The 24,450-nt window shown below is 63.1% G+C and carries 18 protein-coding genes; 4 read left to right on the forward strand and 14 right to left on the reverse strand.

Going from position 1 to position 24,450, the window contains the following annotated elements:
* Positions 1–330: 330 nt before the first annotated feature.
* On the forward strand, positions 331–5,784 hold the full coding sequence (locus BDB13_RS33485; RefSeq protein ID WP_176459503.1) for a beta strand repeat-containing protein: 5,454 nt from the start codon (positions 331–333) through the stop codon (positions 5,782–5,784).
* A 179-nt stretch (positions 5,785–5,963) separates the two neighbouring features.
* Here BDB13_RS33485 and BDB13_RS01725 read toward each other — a convergent pair whose 3' ends face one another.
* The 3 genes from BDB13_RS01725 to BDB13_RS31595 form a co-directional block, all read right to left on the reverse strand.
* Positions 5,964–6,356 (reverse strand): YdeI/OmpD-associated family protein, encoded by a 393-nt coding sequence (locus BDB13_RS01725; RefSeq protein WP_254922672.1) that lies wholly within the window; start codon positions 6,354–6,356, stop codon positions 5,964–5,966.
* Positions 6,357–6,558: 202 nt separating this feature from the next.
* Positions 6,559–8,127, reverse strand: coding sequence for an endoglycoceramidase I (locus BDB13_RS01730; protein WP_094270130.1), 1,569 nt, complete (start codon positions 8,125–8,127; stop codon positions 6,559–6,561).
* A gap of 269 nt (positions 8,128–8,396) precedes the next feature.
* Positions 8,397–8,585 (reverse strand): hypothetical protein, encoded by a 189-nt coding sequence (locus tag BDB13_RS31595; protein WP_141210600.1) that lies wholly within the window; start codon positions 8,583–8,585, stop codon positions 8,397–8,399.
* Positions 8,586–8,687: 102 nt separating this feature from the next.
* Here BDB13_RS31595 and BDB13_RS01735 point away from each other — a divergent pair, with 102 nt between their 5' ends.
* Positions 8,688–9,578: a LysR family transcriptional regulator gene (locus BDB13_RS01735; RefSeq protein ID WP_094270131.1), complete on the forward strand. Its 891-nt coding sequence runs from the start codon at positions 8,688–8,690 to the stop codon at positions 9,576–9,578.
* Here the strand turns inward: BDB13_RS01735 and BDB13_RS01740 are convergent.
* The gene (locus tag BDB13_RS01740; protein WP_094270132.1) at positions 9,547–10,404 is read right to left on the reverse strand and encodes a LysR family transcriptional regulator; all 858 of its coding nucleotides are present in this window, start codon (positions 10,402–10,404) and stop codon (positions 9,547–9,549) included. The two genes, BDB13_RS01735 and BDB13_RS01740, sit on opposite strands and share 32 nt — an antisense overlap.
* Before the next feature lie 236 nt (positions 10,405–10,640).
* Here BDB13_RS01740 and BDB13_RS01745 point away from each other — a divergent pair, with 236 nt between their 5' ends.
* Positions 10,641–12,263, forward strand: a complete 1,623-nt coding sequence (locus BDB13_RS01745) for a hypothetical protein (RefSeq protein ID WP_094270133.1) — start codon at positions 10,641–10,643, stop codon at positions 12,261–12,263.
* 82 nt (positions 12,264–12,345) lie between these two features.
* Here the strand turns inward: BDB13_RS01745 and BDB13_RS01750 are convergent, their stop codons facing one another.
* From BDB13_RS01750 to BDB13_RS01780, 7 genes are all read right to left on the reverse strand, one after another.
* Positions 12,346–13,134, reverse strand: a complete 789-nt coding sequence (locus tag BDB13_RS01750; RefSeq protein ID WP_094270134.1) for an SDR family NAD(P)-dependent oxidoreductase — start codon at positions 13,132–13,134, stop codon at positions 12,346–12,348.
* Positions 13,135–13,213: 79 nt separating this feature from the next.
* Positions 13,214–13,864 carry a PaaI family thioesterase gene (locus BDB13_RS01755; RefSeq protein WP_094270135.1) on the reverse strand — a complete coding sequence of 217 codons (651 nt, stop codon included), beginning with the start codon at positions 13,862–13,864 and terminating at the stop codon, positions 13,214–13,216.
* Positions 13,864–14,733 (reverse strand): MaoC/PaaZ C-terminal domain-containing protein, encoded by an 870-nt coding sequence (locus BDB13_RS01760; protein WP_094270136.1) that lies wholly within the window; start codon positions 14,731–14,733, stop codon positions 13,864–13,866. Before BDB13_RS01760 ends, BDB13_RS01755 begins: the two co-directional genes overlap by 1 nt.
* On the reverse strand, positions 14,733–15,935 hold the full coding sequence (locus tag BDB13_RS01765; protein ID WP_094270137.1) for a lipid-transfer protein: 1,203 nt from the start codon (positions 15,933–15,935) through the stop codon (positions 14,733–14,735). Before BDB13_RS01765 ends, BDB13_RS01760 begins: the two co-directional genes overlap by 1 nt.
* A gap of 7 nt (positions 15,936–15,942) precedes the next feature.
* On the reverse strand, positions 15,943–18,123 hold the full coding sequence (locus BDB13_RS01770) for an acyl-CoA dehydrogenase (protein ID WP_094270138.1): 2,181 nt from the start codon (positions 18,121–18,123) through the stop codon (positions 15,943–15,945).
* 34 nt (positions 18,124–18,157) lie between these two features.
* The gene (locus BDB13_RS01775) at positions 18,158–19,321 is read right to left on the reverse strand and encodes a steroid 3-ketoacyl-CoA thiolase (RefSeq protein WP_094274600.1); all 1,164 of its coding nucleotides are present in this window, start codon (positions 19,319–19,321) and stop codon (positions 18,158–18,160) included.
* Positions 19,322–19,511: 190 nt separating this feature from the next.
* Positions 19,512–20,138 (reverse strand): TetR family transcriptional regulator, encoded by a 627-nt coding sequence (locus BDB13_RS01780; protein WP_094270139.1) that lies wholly within the window; start codon positions 20,136–20,138, stop codon positions 19,512–19,514.
* 153 nt (positions 20,139–20,291) lie between these two features.
* Here BDB13_RS01780 and BDB13_RS01785 point away from each other — a divergent pair, with 153 nt between their 5' ends.
* Complete coding sequence (locus BDB13_RS01785) at positions 20,292–21,824, forward strand: FAD-dependent oxidoreductase (protein ID WP_176459688.1); 1,533 nt, start codon at positions 20,292–20,294, stop codon at positions 21,822–21,824.
* 53 nt (positions 21,825–21,877) lie between these two features.
* Here the strand turns inward: BDB13_RS01785 and BDB13_RS01790 are convergent, their stop codons facing one another.
* The 3 genes from BDB13_RS01790 to BDB13_RS01795 all read right to left on the reverse strand — a co-directional run bounded on the left by BDB13_RS01790 (position 21,878) and on the right by BDB13_RS01795 (position 24,450).
* The gene (locus BDB13_RS01790; RefSeq protein WP_094270141.1) at positions 21,878–23,788 is read right to left on the reverse strand and encodes an alkyl/aryl-sulfatase; all 1,911 of its coding nucleotides are present in this window, start codon (positions 23,786–23,788) and stop codon (positions 21,878–21,880) included.
* Between the two features lie 254 nt (positions 23,789–24,042).
* Positions 24,043–24,192 (reverse strand): hypothetical protein, encoded by a 150-nt coding sequence (locus tag BDB13_RS32020; RefSeq protein WP_169635935.1) that lies wholly within the window; start codon positions 24,190–24,192, stop codon positions 24,043–24,045.
* 63 nt (positions 24,193–24,255) lie between these two features.
* Complete coding sequence (locus BDB13_RS01795; protein ID WP_094270142.1) at positions 24,256–24,450, reverse strand: hypothetical protein; 195 nt, start codon at positions 24,448–24,450, stop codon at positions 24,256–24,258.

Here is a 24,450-nt window from a genome sequence, read left to right on the forward strand (position 1 = left end):
TTCGGATCCAAAAAATTTCGTTGTCAAGGCAAATGAAATGAAGCCCAGGAATCATTTCGTGATCACCCTCCCCGTCGCGCAAAGGCTCCACTGACAGGACAGGAACGCAGCTCAGACGGGATTACGGTGCGCTCTGAGCGCGGTAAATCAGCCCCCGGATCGGGGAAATTACTTCAAATACTTCCGTATCTGACAATTCCCCTGATATCAACGCCGCAATGCGTTACTTTTGTCCGTGTTGTCAAGTTGGACAAACGTCCGAAACCTTCGATGAGAGGGAAGCATGGCCCAGAGCACCGCCCACAAGTTCACAGGATCAGAGGAACGTCCATGATGTATCGAGTATCACGACGCGGCGTCGCCGCCGGCGCGGCCACCGCGCTTGCGATAGGCACACTGACCGTCTTCGGCACCAGCGTCGCCGACGCCGCCCCCATCGTGCGCGACTGGGCCGACGGAAAAACCAGCTTCAACCGCACCATCAGCAACGGCACCCCTGGCGTCGGCGAAACCATCAACGTCACCACCAAATGGCGACGCACCGACAACGTCACAGAAACCATCAACTGGGCCACGGATGTGAACCCGCCCTGCCTGACCTATGTCCCCGGCTCCGCCAAGATCAACGGCAACCCGGTCACTCCCGCAGTCAACCCCAACCGCGGTGGCACACCGCCCTCCGGCACCGTCGCCGTCAGCGGGCTCACCTTGGTCAACGCACCGGGCACCAACAACCCCTCCTACAGCGTGGACTACATAGTCGGCGCCAACTGCGCCCTCGGCACCACCTTGCAGACCGGCATGGACTACGGCGGCGACCGCGGCGCCGGCTACTACGGGTTCGGCGGCCCCAACATCACCGCCGGCAAAGGCAACCCCACCACCACCCTCTCCCCCGTCACCGGCGCCAAGATCGGCCAGTCGACTACCCTAACCGCCAACGTCACCGGCGGCGGCAGCGCAACGGGCAACCCCGTCGAGTTCTACGACGGCGCCACCAAGATCGGCCAGGGCAACCTCGGCGCCGCCGGCAACGTCACCACCGCCTGGACCCCGACCACTGCGGGCGCGCATGCCCTGACCGCGAGGTTCCTCGGTACGGCGCTCGCGAACCAGTCGGTCTCGGCAGTGCAGAACGTCACGGTCACCCCGGCTGACGTCACCACCACAACCACGGTGACCGGCCCGGCCGACGCCGTCGCCGGCACCGATGTCACTCTCGGCGTGCAGGTTTCACCGATTCCGACCGGCGGAACCGTCCAGTTCAAGGACGGCGGCACCAACATCGGTGGCCCCGTCACCCTCGACGCCCAGGGCAAGGGCTCCCTCACCCAGCAGTTCGCGACGGGCACCCGCAACATCACCGCGGTCTACGCCGGTTCGGCTCAGTTCCTGACCTCGACGTCGAACCCAAGCAGCATCACGGTGTCCCCGGCCAACGTCGACACCACCACCACCATCACCGGTGACACCACCGGAACCGTCGGCACCGACGTCACCCTGACCGCACACGTCACCGGCGGCCCCACCGCCGGCGGCGGCAGCGTCCAGTTCAAGGACGGCGCCACCCTCCTCGGCGCAGCCCTCCCCGTCGGCCCGACCGGCGAGGTCTCCATCACCACCCCGCTCGCTGTCGGCACCCGCACCATCACCGCCGTCTACTCCGGCGTCGGCGAATACCAGACGTCCACGGGCACACACACAGTCGAGATGTCCCCGGCCAACGTCGACACCACCACCACCATCACCGGTGACACCACCGGAACCGTCGGCACCGACGTCACCCTGACCGCACACGTCACCGGCGGCCCCACCGCCGGCGGCGGCAGCGTCCAGTTCAAGGACGGCGCCACCCTCCTCGGCGCAGCCCTCCCCGTCGGCCCGACCGGCGAGGTCTCCATCACCACCCCGCTCGCTGTCGGCACCCGCACCATCACCGCCGTCTACTCCGGCGTCGGCGAATACCAGACGTCCACGGGCACACACACAGTCGAGATGTCCCCGGCCAACGTCGACACCACCACCACCATCACCGGTGACACCACCGGAACCGTCGGCACCGACGTCACCCTGACCGCACACGTCACCGGCGGCCCCACCGCCGGCGGCGGCAGCGTCCAGTTCAAGGACGGCGCCACCCTCCTCGGCGCAGCCCTCCCCGTCGGCCCGACCGGCGAGGTCTCCATCACCACCCCGCTCGCTGTCGGCACCCGCAACATCACCGCCGTCTACTCCGGCGTCGGCGAATACCAGACGTCCACGGGCACACACACAGTCGAGATGTCCCCGGCGAACGTCGCCACCGACACCACGGTCACCGGTGACGCCACCGGCGTCGTCGGTTCGGATGTGGCACTGAGCGCACATGTTTCACCGGCTCCGGCTCTCGGCGCGAAGGTGCAGTTCAAGGACGGCGCCACCAACATCGGCGGCCTCGTCGACCTCGACGCCCAGGGCAACGCCTCCATCACCGCACCGCTGGCGGCCGGCGACCACGCCATCACCGCAGTGTTCGCCGGATTCAACGAGCACCAGGGCTCGACCTCGGCCGCGCACAACGTGACGGTCACCCCGGCGAACGTCGCCACCGACACCACGGTCACCGGTGACGCCACCGGCGTCGTCGGTTCGGATGTGGCACTGAGCGCACATGTTTCACCGGCTCCGGCTCTCGGCGCGAAGGTGCAGTTCAAGGACGGCGCCACCAACATCGGTGGCCTCGTCGACCTCGACGCCCAGGGCAACGCCTCCATCACCGCACCGCTGGCGGCCGGCGACCACGCCATCACCGCAGTGTTCGCCGGATTCAACGAGCACCAGGGCTCGACCTCGGCCGCGCACAACGTGACGGTCACCCCGGCGAACGTCGCCACCGACACCACGGTCACCGGTGACGCCACCGGCGTCGTCGGTTCGGATGTGGCACTGAGCGCACATGTTTCACCGGCTCCGGCTCTCGGCGCGAAGGTGCAGTTCAAGGACGGCGCCACCAACATCGGTGGCCTCGTCGACCTCGACGCCCAGGGCAACGCCTCCATCACCGCACCGCTGGCGGCCGGCGACCACGCCATCACCGCAGTGTTCGCCGGATTCAACGAGCACCAGGGCTCGACCTCGGCCGCGCACAACGTGACGGTCACCCCGGCGAACGTCGCCACCGACACCACGGTCACCGGTGACGCCACCGGCGTCGTCGGTTCGGATGTGGCACTGAGCGCACATGTTTCACCGGCTCCGGCTCTCGGCGCGAAGGTGCAGTTCAAGGACGGCGCCACCAACATCGGTGGCCTCGTCGACCTCGACGCCCAGGGCAACGCCTCCATCACCGCACCGCTGGCGGCCGGCGACCACGCCATCACCGCAGTGTTCGCCGGATTCAACGAGCACCAGGGCTCGACCTCGGCCGCGCACAACGTGACGGTCACCCCGGCGAACGTCGCCACCGACACCACGGTCACCGGTGACGCCACCGGCGTCGTCGGTTCGGATGTGGCACTGAGCGCACATGTTTCACCGGCTCCGGCTCTCGGCGCGAAGGTGCAGTTCAAGGACGGCGCCACCAACATCGGTGGCCTCGTCGACCTCGACGCCCAGGGCAACGCCTCCATCACCGCACCGCTGGCGGCCGGCGACCACGCCATCACCGCAGTGTTCGCCGGATTCAACGAGCACCAGGGCTCGACCTCGGCCGCGCACAACGTGACGGTCACCCCGGCGAACGTCGCCACCAGCATCACCGTCACCGGACCGGCAACCGGAACCGTCGGCACCGACGTCACCCTGACCGCCAACGTCACCGACGGCCCCGCCGCCGGCGGCGGCACCGTCCAGTTCAAGGACGGCGCCACCAACCTCGGCGCAGCCCTCCTAGTCGGCCCGACCGGCGAAGTCACCCTCACCACCCCGCTCGCTGTCGGCACCCGCACCATCACCGCCGCCTACTCCGGCGTCGGCGAATACCAGGGCTCGACCTCGATCGCACACACCGTCGAAATGTCCCCGGCCAACATCGACACCAGCATCACCGTCACCGGACCGGCAACCGGAACCGTCGGCACCGACGTCACCCTGACCGCCAACGTCACCGACGGCCCCGCCGCCGGCGGCGGCACCGTCCAGTTCAAGGACGGCGCCACCAACCTCGGCGCAGCCCTCCCAGTCGGCCCGACCGGCGAAGTCACCCTCACCACCCCGCTCGCTGTCGGCACCCGCACCATCACCGCCGCCTACTCCGGCGTCGGCGAATACCAGGGCTCGACCTCGATCGCACACACCGTCGAAATGTCCCCGGCCAACATCGACACCAGCATCACCGTCACCGGACCGGCAACCGGAACCGTCGGCACCGACGTCACCCTGACCGCCAACGTCACCGACGGCCCCACCGCCGGCGGCGGCACCGTCCAGTTCAAGGACGGCGCCACCAACCTCGGCGCAGCCCTCCCAGTCGGCCCGACCGGCGAAGTCACCCTCACCACCCCGCTCGCTGTCGGCACCCGCACCATCACCGCCGCCTACTCCGGCGTCGGCGAATACCAGGGCTCGACCTCGATCGCACACACCGTCGAAATGTCCCCGGCCAACATCGACACCACCACCACCATCACCGGTGACACCACCGGAACCGTCGGCACCGACGTCACCCTGACCGCCAACGTCACCGACGGCCCCACCGCCGGCGGCGGCACCGTCCAGTTCAAGGACGGCGCCACCAACCTCGGCGCAGCCCTCCCAGTCGGCCCGACCGGCGAAGTCACCCTCACCACCCCGCTCGCTGTCGGCACCCGCACCATCACCGCCGCCTACTCCGGCGTCGGCGAATACCAGGGCTCGACCTCGATCGCACACACCGTCACGATGTCCCCGGCCAACGTCAACACCACCACCGTCGTGACCGGACCGGCAACCGCCGTCGCAAACGCGGATGTGCTTCTCGAAGCTACGGTCTCCCCGACCCCGACCGGCGGCACCGTCCAGTTCAAGAACGGCACCACCGACATCGGCACCCCGGTCACCCTCGGCACCGACGGCAAGGGCACGCTCACCACGAAGTTCACCACGGCCGGCGGCCAGAGCATCACCGCCGTCTACTCCGGCGCACCCGGCTTCGTAACCTCCACCTCGACGGCACACAACGTGACGGTCACCGCGGCTAACGTCACCACCACCACAACGGTCACCGGTGACACCACCGGCGTCGTCGGTTCGAATGTCGTACTGCACGCTAATGTTTCACCCGCTCCGGCCCTCGGAGCCAAGGTGCAGTTCAAGGACGGCACCACCAACCTCGGTGGCCTCGTCGACCTCGACACCCAGGGCAACGCCTCCATCACCGCACCGTTGGCTGCCGGCAACCACAACATCACCGCCGTGTTCGCCGGTCTCGGTGAGCACCAGGCGTCCACCTCGGTCGCACACAACGTGATGGTCACCCCGCCCAACGCCGGCAACACCACCACAGTGACAGCTCCGGCCACCGCAACAACGGGAGTCGAAGTAGAACTGGTCGCGAACGTCTCCGAGGCCTCGGCCGGTGACACCATCCAGTTCATGGACGGCGCCAACAAGATCGGTAGTCCGGTCACAGTGGTCAACGGCAAGGCGACGCTCAAGCACACCTTCCAGAGCGCCGGCACCAGCAATATCACCGCGGTTCACAGTGACGCCACAGGTGACGTCATCTCAACCTCCGAGATCCGCACGGTCGCAGTCACTGACGCACCCGACACCGGCGGTTCGCTGGGGAACATCTTCGGATCCTTGGGAAACATCTTCGGATCCTGAATAACTGTCCGCTGAAACTAGCAATACCAGCAACATGAGTGTGGCCCCGCCGGAATTCCGGCGGGGCCACACCCGTATCAACGGACGAGGATTTCTCTGACGGACTTGCCACACTGGACGACGTCAGACCGAGCCGAAGCTCGCTACGGCTTTCATACCGGGCGCGATCGAATTGCGGATCAGCCGTGGGCACGTTGATCTGCCCGTGTTACATCTCGAGCTGCACTGATGATCCACCACAGCATCAGTTTTCGGCCCTGGGTCGGAAAACCGTCCCAGTTGCTTCGAGCTCGCGGGTCTCGGCCCAGCGCCGCCTTCAAGTCAGATGGCTCTTCGTCGAGGATGGTGTTGGTGGAGTCGATCCAACCAAAGCAGATAGCTTCCTCGACCGACTCGGGGTACGGACACCGTGGTCGGCTAATGGTGTTGTGCGTCAGCCAACTGCGCCACTGTGTCCGAGTCTGGGCGTGGATGATCGGGTAGTCGAACTTCCACGTTGGCGGGTGGGCACAGGCCGGTGGCGCGACTTTGAAGCGGTCATTTATCCTCCGAGCCCAGAACGAAACGGACACGTGTCTCGATAGACGAGGGACCGCCGTAGGCGCATTACCCGATCCTGCGGCAAGTCACTGCACAGAGGCGAATGCCGAACTGCCACTGAAAGTTCGAGCGTCCGCTCTCAGTCTGGATAGCACGCATATCGTGATGACAAAGCCGCCCTCAACCCCGCTGCGCTGGCAGCGAGGTTGAGGGCGGCAAGGTGGAGTCGTACTGCTACGAGCCCGCGGAACCGGAGGAGCTCAAAGTACCCAATGGACTCAAGAAGCCCTCAGCGCTTCCCGAGCTACCCGAGGAGCTGATAGGACCCAAGGAACCCGTGCCGATCGAACTGGTGGGCAGTTTTGCACCGTCAGAGCCTGGCCTGTTGATCTTGACGATCACCGGGTCGGTGCCATCTGCCTCGACGGTGACCATCCGGGCGCCGGGTTCCGAGGTGATGGCGCCGCCCGTGACTTCGGCGACGTAGCCCTCGGGGTAATGCCGGTCGGAAACATAGATCTCGGTGGGCTTCGCGGATACCTTCGGGCTGTACTTGTAGATGAAGTCACCGTTGGCGGTGTCGAAGTTCATCCCCTCGGGCGTGCCGGCGGTGGCCTGCGGGTAGGTGCGCACCAATTCGTCGCCGATCGCTTTGAGGAAGGGGTCGGTGCCTCCCTTGGGTCCGAAGATGCTGCTGTAATGCCAGTACTGCCAGCCGATGAAGCGTTCGTCTGCTTGATTCAGAGTATTGCCCAGAACGCTCGGGTCACCGTCACCGAACTCGGTCACGACGGTCGGAAGGTTGGCGCGCTGGGTGAACGCGTCGATGTTGCCCCAGGTGTTGCCCTGCGTCACGGAGCACAAGGCTTTCAGTTCCTTCGGCAGCCCCAGGTAGATCGCGAGCTGGCTGGGGATGCAGTAGTCGTGCGGCGCGAAGACGATGTTGTCGTCGGCAATCGCCGGCGTCTTCGGCGGATTGGCCAGATTCGACGGCATCAACTGGTTCCAGGTGACGTTCGGCTCCCAGTACACCGGGACCGTCGGGTCGGCGACGCGGACGGCATCGGTGAGCTTCTGCATCGCGGCCTGGTATTTCCGGTCGAAATCCGGGCAGCCACTTGGGAAGCAGCCGAGGAAGGGAGTACCCGGCCACGGCTCGTTCAGCAGCTCGATGCCCTGCACGGCGGGCTTGCCCTGCAGCTTCGTGGCGAGGGCGGCAAGCGCATCGCCGAGGTAGTCGAGGACGCCGTACGTGTTGTTCCAGACTTCGTCCCAGCCCCTATTTGCGCTTGGCATCAGGTAGTACAGCGGGAAGCCTGGATTCGGCTCGTTTGGCGAGGGCCGGGCCACGATCGACCAAGCGGGGAAGCCGTTGCCCGCCCAGGGCGACGAGAGTCCGTCCTGGTGGTTGTCGAGCAGGACGTGGATGCCATGGGCGCCGAGCATGTCAACAGTGGCGGCCACGCGGCCGAGGTAGGCGTCGTCGACCTTTCCCCGCTCGGGCATTATCGCGTCGAACGAGACCCCGAGCCGGACGGTGTTGAACCCGTGTTGGGTGAGCAGTTCGGCATCCTCCGGCGTGACGGTGAGGCCATCGCCGGCCTTGAGGTATGGCGCCTCCTTGTCGACGTTGTTGACGCCGTGTAGGAGAACGGTGCGACCGAACTCGTCGACCAGCGCGGAACCTTCGGTGTGAAGTTTTCCGGCTGGGGCGATCGGGAGTTCCTGGGCGCCAACCGGAGTGGCGGCGACGATGCCGCAGATCACCGCGGCGGCGAGTCCTAGCGAAAGCAACCTACGCATCAGATTCCTCGGGGTTTCAACTTCCTGCGGACAGTACGAGCAACTCCGTCAGGAATTGGACGCCTGTATAGTTCGCCGAAGCTTAGCGGCCGATTTGTGTGTTTTGCATCACTTTGATCATTAAAATTAATTCACGTCACAGTATCCGTCCGTCGCATCTTCGATGACGCAACGCAGAGGGCCACCCGCACTCGACGGGTGGCTGCGGGGCATTCGCGGGGACAAACCCACCGCGCTGAATGGATCAGGTATGCCCATCGCTTACCGGACTAGGTGGTCTTGTCCTCATCGGCAAGCGGATCGATGGTGTCGACGCCTTCCAACACCGTCAGTTCCTCTTCGGCCTCGGCGATAAGCACTTTGGCCTCAGCCTCGACCTTCTTCACCCAATCGGACATCCCGAGCCTCTTCTCGTCGATCCGAATCCGCACTACTCGCGAGATAATCCTACGTCGCATCGGACAGAAATTCGCCTGTACCTGCACTTTCCAACCGGACCCCCGAAACACAGACTTGCCTGACCGGAACAAGACGCCGAACTCGCCCGCTAGTGTCGACTCGTGGAACTGCGCCAGGCCGAATATTTTCTTGCCGTCATCGAGCACGGCACGATAACTCGCGCAGCGGCAGTACTCCGGGTCGCCCAACCATCACTTTCACAATCCATCCGGACTTTGGAAAAACAGTTGGCGACGCAGTTGTTCGACCGCGTCGGACGCCGCCTGACGCCATCCGAGGCGGGTCTTGCACTGGTTCCCCAGGCACGTCGCCTGCTCACCGAAGCTGCAACCGCTCGCGCGGCCGTGAACGATGTCCTCACAATGACTCGGGGAACGCTGACAATCGCGGTTCACGCGGAGTTGATTGTCGATCCCCTGGCCCCGCTCGTCGGAGAATTCCGTCGAAGGTATCCCGGCGTGCTGGTCGAACTGATCGATCCGAACTCGAACAATGCTGCAATTCGTATGCTTCAAAATGGTGAGTGTGATGCGGCCGTGACGACAATCGAAGATCCCGGCCCGGCGCTATCCTCTTTCAACCTCGGCACGCAGACGCTGTCGTTGGTGGCGGCGCCGTCGTTCCCCCTACCCGAAGGCGATCCGCTGCCGCTGAAATATCTGGCAGATGTTCCGTTGATACTCACACCGCCGACAACCTCCGGCCGCGCTTTGATCGAGAGCGTATTCGCCAAAGCCGGTACACCTGTTAATGCAATGGTGGAATGCGCTCCACGAGAGGCAATCTGGACTCTCACGATGGCAGGTGCGGGCGCTTCGTTCTTCCTCCCCGCGATGGCCGCGGCAGCGGGGCCACTAGGCGCACAGGTCCGATCCACCGATCCATCCATCAGCCGACCAGTCCTACTACTCAGCCGAAAAGGCCCCAATTCAACCGCATTCGAGTGCTTTCTGACGCTAGTCAAGGAGTCAATAGTGATGCGCACTCGATGAAGTCACGCGCTGCCACCGACAACGATTCGGCTCGATAAACCAACCCGTAGGGACGAACGATCGGCGGATCGAAGCTGCGAATTTCGGCACCTCTGGCTGCCGCCTGTCTCGCATGGGTGCTGCCGGCAATCACAGATCCGGCTCCTGTGAGGACCAAATTGACCAAAGCCTGTCTGTGCGTACTGATTACGCCATAACTGACCGAAACACCAGCGTCGGCAAACATTCGATCCAGCAGAACATTCTGGGAACCACCAGCAACTCGTATCATCGGATAGTTCGAAATCGACTTCAGCGGAAGCGGATTCGGTTCAAGATCCGTTCCCGGCGGGGAGATCAACTGCAATTCGACAAAGCCGATCGGTTTCACATCCAAGTCCCCTTCGTCTGCCGGCAGATAAACCGTTCCGACTTCGCAGTGCCCACCCCTGACCAGTTCGCACACCGCCGCCTCGTCGTCACCGTATTCGATACGAACTGAAAGTGCCGGATTCTCGGTTCGCAATCGGGCAATCACACGGGCCGTGGGATCAAGCGCCAAGTTTCCCCACGTCGCAATATCCAAACTCACGGCGGTATCCGGCTTGTTCGCGGACTGGGAGATCCTCACCAACCGTCGAGCAGGTCCGAGGAACGCCATTCCCGCCGAACTCAGCGACACACCGCCTTGCCCGGTCCGGATGAAAAGTTGCGCCCCCAATTCCTGCTCGAGAACTGCGATCGCCTGCGAGACCGACGGTTGTGCAAGACCCAGTGCGGCCGAGGCCCGGCGAATATTGCCGTGATCGACCACTGCCAGGAAATAACCCACCTGCCGAACCTGCACGTAGCGATGCTACTGCCGCCTACATAGGCAGAGCCTGTCAGGGCTATGAGAAATAGTCTTGGACCTGGCGATACGTATTGCATCTAATGGATGAGATCCGTGTACTTCACGTACTCGGCCACTACCTGCCCACATGATCGCCGAGCCACGTGAGCGTCCCGTCCTCGCCCGACCATTCCGGCACCACGACGAAAGGACCCCTGGAAGTGCGATTTTCCGCTCGAGCACTACCTCACGTGACTGCTGCAGCAATTCTGTCGACAGTTGCTCTCGCAGTACCCGCTACATCTCAACCGGCACCTGGAGACGTTCCCGGCAATCTCGTCGGAGGCGCTTCCAGCACGTGTTTCTGGAACTACGGAGCATTCGGCGCAGATCCGAACTTCAACAACGCCTATCCTGACGCCGGGGCCACCTATTGGGCCGCCTACATTCGGCGCCCGGCCGGGTCCACACTCAGCCTGACCGGAACGTATCCGAATGCGCGATACTTCTCCTTCATCTCGTACGACCGAGTTGGCCAGCCCATCGACGGCGTCGCCGACTACCAGATCGCACCCGACCCCGGGTCGTCGAATCCGTTCCAACCCGGCGCTCGCAGGGACGGCCCGGACGCTGCGTCGACGTACACACTCGATGTCGACCATGCCCAGAACTTCGACAGTGCGACAAAGCAACCGCTCTTCACCGTCCGAGATCCGCGCAACAACGAGCCCGAGCGCAACAATCTCCTGACAGTTCCGACTGCCGCCGCACAGGGCGGTACCGGCATCTCACTCGGAACCGAAATCGGTAGCGACGGAGTCACATACGAACTGGAGCAATATCTCTACCGCGTGTATGTTCCCGACAACAACGGCACCATCACCGGCAATGTCCCCATGCCGGAACCCGTACTTACTCTCGCGAACGGAGACCGACTCACCGGCCAATCCGTCTGCGATGCTACAGATTCCGAATCCAAGGACTTGAAGAAGACCACCGGCAACGCCGACGCGATTCGACTTCCCGACCCCACCGCACTCAATCTCGACCGCAAGACGTACGACGCCCTACGCCACCCCGAAACGCTGGCACCAGGTCAGCAGGTCCAGGTGTTCCCGGCCCCAGGTCAGCCCGGTAAGCCCCTGTTCCAGATCGGCCGCCCCGTCGAAAATCCGGCAACCTTCCCCGCCGAGTACAACCCCGGTGCAGAACGCACCGTCGACTGGCGCGGCCAGTACGATCGCCGCTACCTACTCCAGATGTACACCGGCGACGACGCTCCCGGTGCATCCTTGACACCCCCACGCACCGGCGGCGGCTTCTACCCGAACATTCACAACAACTACATGCGAGCAGCTCTCAGCCGCGAGTACGGTCAAGTTGCCGTGGTCCGCGGAAAGCTCGCCACGTCGCCGAAGACATCAAATGGCAACCCGGTCATGGAGACCGGACAGGTTCGGTACACATCCTTCTGCATGAACGAATCTGTTCTCACCACTCGTGTGATGAACTGCGCCTACGACGAGAACGTACCGACGGACAGCAACGGCGACTACACCATTGTCGTCAGCCTTGCGGGCGAACGGCCCGTCAACGCGAACGAAGCGTGCGGCAACGGATGGGTCGAATGGTCCCCCAAGGGCGATGGCGGCGACGACAGCAATTTCGGCTGGTTCCAGGTTCGGAACATGCTCCCCGATAACAATTTCCGTCAGGCAGTGCAAAACACCTCCACTCCGGGAGACGAACTCGCAGTCATGGGCGAGTACCTACCGAACGTCGAGTACATGTCGACGGAAGAGTTCGAGAAGCTCGGCTGCTCGGCAAATGGCAGCATCGGTCTCGGAAGCAGCGGTTTCGGAAGCAGCAACTGAAACTCTGACGCCAATGTCAATATGAGAAGTGGCTCGACGCAAGAAATGCGTCGAGCCACTTTTTGTTGCAGTGCAGAATAGTTCAGTCGACCGTCGGCGCCCACTGCACGCCGTTGATGTGCCCACCACCGTCGACGAAGAGAGTGTTACCCGTGACGTAGCGGCTGTCGTCACTCGCCAAGAAGGCAGCCACAGGCCCGATGTCGTCGAGCGGATCTCCGATACGGCCCATGGGATTTGCAGCAGCCATCGCGGCGACGTTCTCCGGATTAGCTTCGGCGACACGCTTGTACGCCGCGCTCTGCGCACCCGGACAGATGACGTTGCAGGTCACCTGCTTGTGCGCCCACTCCCGCGCAGCGGTACGGGTGAGCGTTCGAAGCGCTTCCTTGGCCGCGTTGTACTGCACCGAGTACATGTGCGCGTTCACACCGTTGAGACTGCACATGTTGATCACCCGCCCCGTACCGTGACGCTCGAGTTCCGGCAACGCGGCTTGCATGGCCCAGAACGCGGCCATCACGGCCATGTCGAAACCGCCGCGCAACTGCTCGTCGGTCATCTTCTCGAATCGTGCGAAACCTGAACCTCGCCAGGCATTGTTGACCAGAATGTCGAGACGTCCGAATCGCTCGACAGCCTTGTTGACCATGGCAACAACCTGCGCTTTGTCGGTCACATCGGTACGGATGAACTCCGCCTCCGCGCCCCATTCATCGCGCAGCCACTGGACTGCCTCGAGGCCCGCCTGCTCGTCGATCTCGGCAACGAGCACCGAGGCACCTTCTCGAGCGAAAGCGCCGGCCACACCGCGTCCGATACCCATTCCGGCACCGGTTACCACTGCTACACGTCCGTCGAGCTTGCCCATAGCAGGGCCCTCCTTCGTCGGGCCCTGTGCGCCAATTTGGTAGTCACAGCTACCAAAAAGGCGCACAGGGGCGGAGCCCCTAGCGGGGGCGCGGAACCGTCTTGTCGATGAACAATCCTTCAACCGAGACACATACTTCACCGTCAGCGGTTTTAATCTCGCCGACGGTCTTGATCTTGCGGCCGTCTTTCGAGATGAACTTGCCGGAGATGGTGAGCGGCACGAACAACGGCGTCGGGCGGTGGTAGCGCGTGCTCAATTGTGCTGTCATTCCGGAAGTTCCACCCCAAGCATTGGCTACGCCGAGTACATGGTCGAGGATCAACGCGGACACTCCGCCGTGAACGTGGCCGGGAGGGCCCTGGTACGGCAGAGTCAAGGTGACGACGCCCTGAACGGAACCGTCTGCGAGACCCTCGAGTACCAGCGGCGGCGCGATGGCATTCTCCGGTCCGGTGACGGGATCGTGGCGAGTGACGCCTTCACCGTTCCACATGTCGATCAACCGCTCGGCGACCTCGGGTGCGTGCTCTTCGAGGTGATCGGCAATGCTGTTGAGTTCCTCGGCAACTCGGTCGAGGTTTGCATTGTTGCGGTCTGTGCGCAGCAAGGCGTCGACGACGCGTCGAGCAGCCAAGGTGGCCCGATCGACGGGGACGTCCTGCGGCGCCGAGGTCAGAACCGTGCCGCCTGGATGCGTTGCGGCCGTGGGGTGCGTTCCGACGTCCATCAGTTGATCTCCATCGTGGCTTGAGTGAGAACCGGGGAGTTCTCACGCTCGGGGCAGGTGGCCATCAATGTCAGGGTGTTGCCGTCCTGCCACACCGACGTGGTGATGCTTTCGCCCGGGAACAGCGAGCCGGCAAAACGCACCGAGAAATTCTTCACCCGCGAAGGATCGCCGTCGAGAACACCGTCGACGACGGCCTTGCAGACAACGCCGTACGACGCGAGGCCGTGCAGGATGGGGGCGTCGAAGCCGGCCATCTTGGCAAAGGCGGGATCGGCATGGAGCGGGTTCATGTCTGCGCTGAGGCGGTACAGCAACGCCTGCGATGCACTCGTTGCAGAGGTGAGCACCTTGTCGGGCGCCCGATCCGGTACACCGGCAACAACTTCGGGCCCGGCGCCTCCGCCGAATCCGCCTTCTCCGCGAGCCCAGATCTGCATTCCGGTGGTCCACAACGGGTTACCGTCAAGACTTTCGGCTGAAGTCTCGAGCACGATGATGGCGGCTTTGCCCTTGTCCCACACATCGGCAACTCGCGAAGAGATACGTGCAGTGCCGGAGGTCGGGATAGGCGCATGCAGGGTCAGTGACTGTCCACCGTGCAGAATCTTGCGGAGGTCGATGTCGATTCCGGGCATGTTCATGGACGCCGGCGGCAGAACGCCAGCCGAAACACCCTGACCTGCAACCATTGCGAAGGTCGGAAGAACCTTCAGGCCCTTTTCGTAGACCCAACCCAGCTCGGCCGGATCCAGAGCGTTCACTCCGGCTCCGAGGCCAAGGTGGTAGAGCATGACGTCGCGCTCGGTCCACGACGCTTCGCGCACAGTCGGTTCGGCGGCCAATGCCACCGCGAGATCGATAGCCATCAGTTCTCCAGAGTTCCGGCGCGGTAGACAGTGACGACGCACGCGCCGCCCAGTCCGAGGTTGTGCTGCAATCCGATTCGAGCGCCCTCGACCTGACGGGCGTCGGCCTGGCCGCGGAGCTGCCAGGTCAGCTCGGCGCACTGCGCCAAACCTGTGGCACCGAGCGGGTGACCCTTGGAGATCAGGCCGCCGGACGGGTTCACGACCCACTGTCCGCCGTAGGTGGTCGCTCCGGATTCGACGAGCTTTCCGCCGTCGCCGGCCGCACACATACCGAGGCCTTCGTAGGTGATGATCTCGTTGATCGCGAAGCAGTCATGCAGTTCGATGACATCGACATCGTCGATGGTGATGCCGGCTTCTGCGAAGACCTGTTCTGCCGCTGCAGCTGTCATCGGTGCACCGACCACGTCGATCATCGACTTCTCGGCAAACGCTGCTTCGGTGTCGGTGGTCATCGCCTGGGCAACGATTTCGATTGCACGGTCTTCGAGACCGTGCTCGCGGACGAACTTCTCGCTCACGACGATGGCGGCGCCGGCGCCGTCCGAAGTCGGTGAGCACTGCGAACGCGTCAGCGGTGCGTGAATCATCTTGTCGCCGAGAACCTGTTCGAGTGTGTACTCGTCACGGAACTGTGCGTACGGGTTGTTGACCGAATGCTTGTGGTTCTTGACCGCAACGGCAGCGATCTGCTCGACAGTGGTGCCGTACTTCGCCATGTGCTCGGTGGCAGCGTTGCCGAACAGCTGAGCTGTCATGGGCGAACGAGCAAAACCATAGTCCTCGACCATGATCTTGAGCTGCGAGTCCAAGGTGGTGATCTTGGGCATCTCACCGTTGCCGGTCAGAGCCGTCTTGGTCATCTTCTCGAAGCCCACAGCCAGAGCGCAGTCAGCCTGACCCGCCTGAACCCACTCGCGCGCCATCATCAGCGCCGTCGAACCCGTGGCGCAGTTGTTGTTGACGTTGAAGATCGGGATACCGGAAAGGCCAGTCTCGTACAGGGCGCGCTGACCGGCGGTGGACGCATTGAACACGTAACCGACTGCGGCGCGCTGGATCTGGTCGTAGCTGACGCCTGCATCGGCGAGTGCGTTCGAGACAGCTTCGGTCACCATGTCCGGGTATTCCCAGTCGCGGGTCTCGATCTTCTCGAACTTGGTCATGCCGACACCGACAACAAAGGTGCGATTGCTCATGCGCGTATCACTTTCCCGGTTCGGGGTCGCGGGGCAGACCCAGGATGCGTTCGCCGATGATGTTCAGCTGAACGTTGGTTGTACCACCGGCGATGGACATGCACTGCACGTTCAGGAACATCTGCGTGGGCGACTGGCGATGCTGGTCGCCCAGAAGCGAACTGGGGCCGGCCCATTCCATTGCCAGATCCCAGACCTGCTGGATGTGCTCGACGCCGATCAGCTTGGAGACCGAAGACTCGGCACCCGGCTGAGCACCCGACAGCGAACGCAGTGTGGTGCGCAGACCCAGCAATCCGCCGGATTGTGCGTCGCACAGCACCTTTCCGAGAACCGTGAGCTGCTCGTCGTCGATACCGCCAGGCAGTCCGTCGACCAAGCTCAGCAGAGCTTCGCCGCCCGAACCCAAGGACGAGTCGTTGGACAGAGAAACCCGCTCGTTGGCGAGGGTCGTGCGGGCCAGCTTCCAGCCGTCGCCCGGGCCTGCAACCAAGCACTCGTCGGGAACGAAGACATCGTCGAAGAACACCTCGTTGAACAGTGCTTCACCGGTGATCTCGCGCAGCGGGCGGATGTCGAGGCCACTGTTCTTGATGTCGATGAGGAAGTAGGACAGGCCCTTGTGCTTGGGCACGTCGGCGTCGGTGCGCGCGAGGCAGATGCCCCAGTGCGCTTCGCGTGCCATGGACGTCCAGACCTTCTGGCCCTGCAGCTTCCAGCCACCGTCGACCTTGGTGGCCTTGGTGCTCAGGGCGGCAAGGTCGGAACCGGCGCCCGGCTCGGAGAACAGCTGGCACCAGACGATGTCGCCGCGCAGTGACGGCGGAACGAACTTGGCGAGCTGCTCTTCGTTGCCGTGCTCGATGAGGGTCGGGATGACCCAGTTTCCGATGATCATGTCGTGCGGCTCGAGCTGTGCCTCACGGAGTTCTTCGGCGATCACGAGCTGGCTGACCGCATCTGCGGACTTACCCCAGGGAGCGGTGAAGTGCGGTGCGGTGTAACCCTTTTCCGCGAGGTACGTCTTTCGCTCAGCGCCCTCGAGGGCGAGGGCGGGAGCGAGTTCCGCGCGAACGTCGGCGCGAATTGCCTCAGCCTCGGGCGGGAGTTCGATGCTGAGTACGCGACGGGTGCCGGCGATCGTCAGCTCGGCAACCCGGCGACGCCAGGAAGCCGTGGAGCCCAGCAGGATTCGCAGCGACTGCGCGCGGCGCATGTACAGGTGCGCGTCGTGCTCCCACGTGAAGCCGATGCCACCGAGAACCTGGATGCAATCGCGGGTAACCGAGAAACCAGCTTCGAGGGCGGTTGCTCCGGCGACAGCGGCAGCGAGAGAAGCCTCTTCGGCGCCGACACCGTTGGCGGGTGTCAGGGCACGGGCAGCGTCCCACGCGCAGACGCGGGCCTGCTCGGAGAGCGTGAGCATCCGCGCAACCTTGTGCTTGACGCCCTGGAACTGCCCGATGACGCGACCGAACTGCTGACGCACCTTGGCGTAGTCAGTCGAGGTGGTCACTGCCCAGTCAGCCAGACCGGAGGCCTCGGCAGCAAAAAGTGTTGCAGCAATGTCGAGTACGCGCTGCGTGTCGACTGCGAGGATCTCGGAGTCCGTGAGAACCAGTCCGTCGACAGTGACCTCGGAGCTACGACGCACAACGTCGTAGCTGGCCAGGTCCGTGACATCGAGGCGGTCACGGTTGATCAGAACGTAGCCGCTGTCCGTCGCGAGGAGGAACACGTCGCCGACGTGGCCGCCGAGGATATGGCTGGACGTTCCACTGAGAGTGGCAGTGCCACCGTCGCGGGTGATCTTCAGCGAACCGGGCTGCAAGGCAACAGCTCCGAGAGTGCTGCCGTCGGCAAGACCGGACAGACGATCGGTGACACCGGCGTCACTGAGGACCGCACTGACCACAACGGTGGGCAGGAACGAGCCGGGAACCATGGAGCGTCCCAGTTCCTCGACGACGATCGCGAGCTCGACCAAGCCGTAGCCTGCTCCACCGAATTCCTCGGCGATGTGCAGACCGAGGAGGCCCTGCTCGGCGAGACCGTCCCAGAACTGCGGGCGGGTCTCGACCTTGGCCTCGACAGCTTCGCGGATGACGGTCGGCGTTGCGTGGCGCGCAGCCCAGCCTCGAACGGAATCGCGGAGGTCGCGATCTTCTTCACTCAATCCAATAGTCATATCTACCTAATCAATTCGAAAGTACGGGTGCGGGTCAGATGCGTTCGATGATGGTGGCGGTGGAAAGAGCTCCGCCGGCGCACATCGTGATCAGGGCAGTGGACTTGTCGGAACGCTCGAGCTCGTGCAGGGCGGTGGTGATCAGACGAGCACCGGTCGAGCCGACGGGGTGACCGAGGGCGATTGCGCCGCCGTTGACGTTGACCTTGGACATGTCGGCGCCATGGACCTGCGCCCAGGAGAGAACGACCGAGGCGAAGGCTTCGTTGATCTCGACCAGATCGATGTTGTCGAGCGTCATTCCGGCCTTGTCGAGCACCAACTGGGTGGACTCGATGGGTCCGTCGAGGTGGTAGAAGGGATCGGAGCCGACCATGCCGGACGCGATGATGCGCGCACGGGGCTTGAGGCCCAACTGCTGGGCGCGCTCTTCGCTCATCAGGAGTACGGCTGCAGCGCCGTCGCTGATCTGCGACGAGTTGCCGGCGGTGTGGATGTGGCCTTCGATGACGGGATTGAGACCGGCGAGGGCTTCAGCCGTGGTCTCACGCAAGCCTCCGTCACGGGTGACCGTGGCGATCTCGCCGGTCGGTACGCCCTGCTTGTCGACGACGGGAGCTGTGACGGGGACGATTTCGCGGTCGAAGCGACCTTCCGCCCAAGCCTGAGCGGCACGACGCTGCGATTCGAGACCGAAGGCGTCGACGTCGGCACGCGTGATTCCACGCTTGTCGGCGATGCGCTGTGCGGAGGTGAACTGGTCACCCATGTCGACGGTCCAGTCGTCCGGGTACGGGTTGCCGGTTTCGGGAGTATTTGCCTGGCCGAGGAATACACGGCTCATGGACTCGACACCACAGCCGATGCCTGCCGAGATCTGACCCGACGAGATCAGGCCGGAAATCAAATGCACTGCCTGCTGTGCAGATCCGCAAGCACAGTCGATGGACGTCGCTGCCGTCGAGTACGGGAAACCTGCATGCAGCCATGCCTGACGGGTGACATTGTTGGACTGCTCGCCGGCCTGCGTAACGCAACCACCGATGATCTGTCCGATGTCTTCGGGGGCGACGCCTGCCCGCTCGAGGACGCCACGCTGCGCTGCTCCCAGGAGCGTGGCGGGGTGCAGTCCCGCCAGGGCGCCGCGGCGGCGACCGATCGGTGTACGCGCGGCTTCGACGATGACTGCATGGCCCATGATGAGCACTCCTTCGTGGAGATATTGATTGGTGAGCTGGCTCACCAACTACTTTTCTGCAATGTATTCTATTTATGTACGCCGAGCAACGTTACGACGCAAGTCGAGTGTCGATCACAGCGTTCAAGAAATTAGAATTGATTTCAATTTTGACGTCGTAACGAACTCACCCGAACCCGGGCGAACTACGTCAGTGCTGCGAGAGATTCACCAGAAGTAAGTCGCAGCCCTTACGAATGTCGTACTCCGCGTCGGGAATCGAGATGCGACCGTTGAGGCAGGACTGGATCACGCCGAACCACAGTTGCATCAGCAAACGCAACGCGGTGTTGTCGTCTTCGGTGGGGTTCTCGATGCCCGCCGCATCCAAGACGATCTGACGAAAACCGCGATCGATCTTTCCGGCGTCGGGGACTGTTGCGACGTTGGCGGTGCTGGTCGATTGCAGCATCGCTGTCGAGAGGGCCGGCCGACGCAGTAATCCGCGGGTGGCGCGCACCAGGACTTCGTAGACCGCGTCTTGTGGATTTCCCGAGTTCACCTGCTGTTTGGTGAAGTTGTCGCCGATCTGATCGATCTGCTCGACCATCACCGCAACAAACAGGTGCGTCTTCGACGGGAAATAGCGGTACAGCGTCCCGATAGCGACACCGGCACGCTTCGCGACCTCGTGCATCTGGACGCGAGCAAGCTCCTTCTCAGTCGCCAACTCCTCCGCCGCTTGCAACATTCGGACGTGGCGCGCGCGCTGCTCGTCCGAACTGGGCTCGGCAGCGTCCCTGACCTCGGCAATTCTCGGCAACGTCGTCCCCATCATCGATAGTGTGTCGCGGCCGATCGCGGCCGATCTAATTCTCGCACTTCACCCATTGAAGCCGGGATATTGCCCGCTCAGTGGGACTTGTCGTAGCCAACGCACGCCACTCGGTATTGCGTGTAGGCCCCACCCTCTTCGAGTTAGGACGCAATGATGCAGGACTGGACCACCGAGTGCGACGTATTGGTTGTCGGCTCCGGCGGCGGTGCGCTGACCGGCGCATACACCGCTGCCGCTGCCGGATTGACCACGATCGTCATCGAGAAGACCGACCGTTTCGGCGGCACTTCCGCATACTCGGGCGCCTCCATCTGGCTGCCCGGCACCCAGGTCCAGGAGCGCGCCGGCCTCCCCGACTCAACCGAGAACGCTCGCACCTACCTGCGCTCGCTGCTCGGCGATTCCGAAACGGAACGCCAGGACGCCTACGTCGACACCGCGCCGGCCGTCGTCGCATTGCTGGAGCAGAACCCGAATATCGAATTCGAGTTCCGCGCCTTCCCCGATTACTACAAGGCCGAAGGCCGGATGGATACGGGACGCTCCATCAACCCGCTCGATCTGGATCCCGCCGATATCGGCGATCTCGTCGGCAAGGTCCGCCCCGAACTGGATCAGGACCGCACCGGCCAGGATCATGCGCCCGGCAAGATGATCGGCGGACGCGCCCTGATCGGTCGCCTTCTCGCAGCCGTCGCAAGCACCGGCAAGGCTGATCTCCGCACCGACACCACCCTCACGTCACTGATCGTCGAAGACGGCCGCGTTGTCGGCGCCGAGGTCGAGTCCGGCGGTGAAACCTTGCGCATCAAGGCAAACCGCGGCGTGCTCATGGCAGCCGGCGGCATCGAAGGCAACGCCGACATGCGCGAGCAGGCCGGCACGCCCGGCAAGGCTCTCTGGAGCATGGGCCCCTTCGGAGCCAACACCGGCGACGCTATCTCGGCCGGCGTTGCCGTCGGCGGCGCAACGGCATTGCTCGATCAGGCATGGTTCTGCCCCGGCGTCGAACAGCCCGACGGCTCGGCAGCATTCATGGTCGGCGTGCGCGGCGGCATCGTCGTCGACTCGAAGGGCGAGCGTTACCTCAACGAGTCGCTGCCCTACGACCAGTTCGGTCGGGCAATGGCGAAGCAGAACGACATCGCCTCAGCCATCCCGTCGTTCATGATCTTCGATTCTCGCGAAGGTGGCGGCCTGCCTGCCATCAGCATCCCGAACACTGCGCCCGCCAAGCACCTCGAGGCCGGCACCTGGGTAGCTGCCGACACTCTCGAAGAGCTCGCTGCAAAGACCGGACTGCCGGCCGACGCCTTGCGTAGTTCCGTCGAAAAGTTCAACGACGCAGCTAAATTGGGTGTCGACGATCAGTTCCACCGCGGCGAAGATCCTTACGACGCATTCTTCTGCCCGCCCAACGGCGGCGCAAACGCTGCCTTGACCGCAATCGAGAACGGCCCGTTCTACGCGGCACGCATCGTCCTCAGTGACCTCGGCACCAAGGGCGGTCTTGTCACCGACGTCGACGGACGCGTCCTGCGCGCCGACGGCACCGTGATCGACGGCCTGTACGCCGCCGGTAACACGAGCGCGTCCCTGAGCGGCAACTTCTACCCCGGCCCCGGTGTTCCACTGGGCACGGCCATGGTCTTCTCGTACCGAGCAGCCCAGGACATGGCGAAGTAAAACCTCACAGCTAAGGGGCGGTTGGTCACAGTGACCAACCGCCCCTTGCTGTTTCACGGCGTGACGATATTGAAATTCGGATCGAAGGTATCCGTAATCTTTGCCAGCGTGTCCAGCACCGACTGATCGCCTTGTGCCTGGACCTTGCCGCTGTCAAGAATCGCCGATGCTTTGCCAGGTTGCAGCAAAATTCCCGCCAACAACCGTTTCGGACCTACCAGTGTGAGTTGCGCATCCGGGACATGGCCGGCGCGAGCATTCAGGACTGCTCGACGCACCCACATGTTCCATTCCTGGCTGGTATCGACAAAGGTAAAGTTGATCGAAATATCTACGCCGTCAGCCTTTTCGCCGATCAGGTGAACTCCGGCATAGTCGAAGAGGAGATCGACCGGCATCGCGAGGATCGTGTCGGTACTGTCGGTGTTGACTTGACCAGCACCGGTGACACCGCTGCGCAATTCCATTGCAGCAGTGAGGAAGATTGCCCGATACTGCGGCACTTCCTGTTGGTAGCCAAGTTGCTCGTAGGCATCGGCTTGAAGATTCTTCGCCTCCACATCATCAGGATCGGCAAAGACTAGGTGATGCAGGAGTTGCACCGCCCACCGGTAGTCCCCTGCCTCGAAAGCGTTGCGGCCCTCGGCAAGTATCTTCTCCCGCCCGATCAACTCGACGTGCCGCTTCGCGTGCTCTTCCGGCAGGAGCGGCAGAATCGTCGCAGGGTCACCGTCCCAGAACCCGAGTTCTTTGTGGAACACCGCACGAACATTGTGGTGCAATCCGCCGTGGTAGTAGCGGTTGTACCACTTCTGGCCGATCTCCTCCGGAAGTCGGACAACCTCAGCCGCTTCCAGTGGCGTGTACCCCTGATTCGCAAATCGTAGCGCCTGATCGTGAATGAACTTGTACATATCGCGTTGCGATTCAAGGAATTCCACGACAGTTTCATTTCCCCAAACCGGCCAGGTGTGTGGCCCGTGATGCACCTCCACCTCGTCTCCCCATCTCACCAAAGTCTCGTCCAGATACCGGGCAAAATTACGGGCATCACGCGTGCGCGCACCACGGATAGTTTGAATGTTGTGCATCGAGTGGTTCGCGTTTTCCGCGCAGGTGAGCGCTTTGATGGCGGGGATCCAGATGTGCATCTCTTCCGGCGCCTCGGTATCGGGTGCGTAGAGGAACTCGAAGTCCCAGCCCCCAAGGTTGCGTACCTCTCCGGTCTTGGTGATGCCGTCGGTCGGCGGGATATAGGTCATGTGGATGTTCATGTTGTCGGCACCGGATCCCAGCCCGATCGTCACCAGGCCGCAATCACAATGTGGAAGAAGAAGACCGAACGTGTACCCCATCCGGCGTGACATTGCATTCCCGGTGATGACATTCTCGCCGATGGCGTGTTTGTTGAACGACTCGATGGTTCCCGGCGCGACGATGGGGATCCTCCCCGCCACGACGTCGGCTTCGTCGACTAGTCCTTTGACTCCGGCGTAGTGGTCGAAATGCGTGTGGGTGTAAATGATTGCGGCGATCGGCTTGTTGTTGCCCAGTTCGCGACGGAACAACTCGAGTCCCGCTTTCGCCAGGTCTGCGCTGGTGGTCGTGTCTATGATGACCAGCCCGTCCGGGGCATCGACGATGGTGAGATTCACCGCAAATCGAACTTGGTAGAGCCCGTCCACCACCTTGTAGAGACCGCATCGCCGGACCAGCTGCGATTGGCGCCACAGACTGGGATTAACGGACTCAGGTGCGTCCTTGTCGTCGCTGATGTAGGTAAACGGTTGGCCGTCATGGATCAGGTCGCCCTTGTCGTTGAAGACCTGATCGTTCTCCCAACCGGCAATGAAGCCGCGATCAATGTCCCCGAAGTCCTGCCGGTCCGACATCGGATAGTCGGCTACCGCCGCGCGGTTGATCTCCGCCGTAAACGGTGTTGCCGGATTTGTCTCAGCACCCATGAAACTTCTCCTCCACTCGGTCCCAGTGCCCCACACGAGTACAAATTGCCAGCGCATCGGTGTCCGCGCATCACCCATGACAGATGAGATCGATCGGATCTACTGGGCACGGCCATGTCTTCTCGTACCCGGCAGCCCCGAACATAGCGAAGACTTCAGAAGCAAAGGGGCAGTTGGCCATGATGACCAACGCGAGCCGGCTCGGCGCCGAAGGACTGCCTGGAGCACCAGCAGCGACGCGGCCACGTTGGCACCTATACCGACTTCCGCCGGCCGGATTCGTTCGGCACCAGCGTCGGACGGTCCGCGAACATCGCTTCGATCCGGGTCTTGATCTCGGCGGTACTCATCGAACCACCAGGTGCGATGTACCTCGGAATTGCCGGCGGGTTCGATACGTTCATGCGTGGATTTCCTTTGCTGCGGTTGTGAATTCGGATGTGCTGAATGAACTGCCGTTTCCAGCGTCAGATCATGAGGGCGGCGACACCGACGCACGCGACGACGAGAGCCGCGACGAGTGCGCACAGTGCGAGGGACCCTGTTACCGCCAGTGCCGGCGCCGAGGCCGTCGCTGCGGAACCGAGGGCAATGGCCGAGGTCGATCGAAAGCGGGAGGTATACGGTTCTGTCGGGTTCCGGTCGGGCGCGGGGTTGTCCAT

It is taken from the genome of Rhodococcus sp. OK302, assembly GCF_002245895.1.
GTDB lineage: Bacteria > Actinomycetota > Actinomycetes > Mycobacteriales > Mycobacteriaceae > Rhodococcus_F.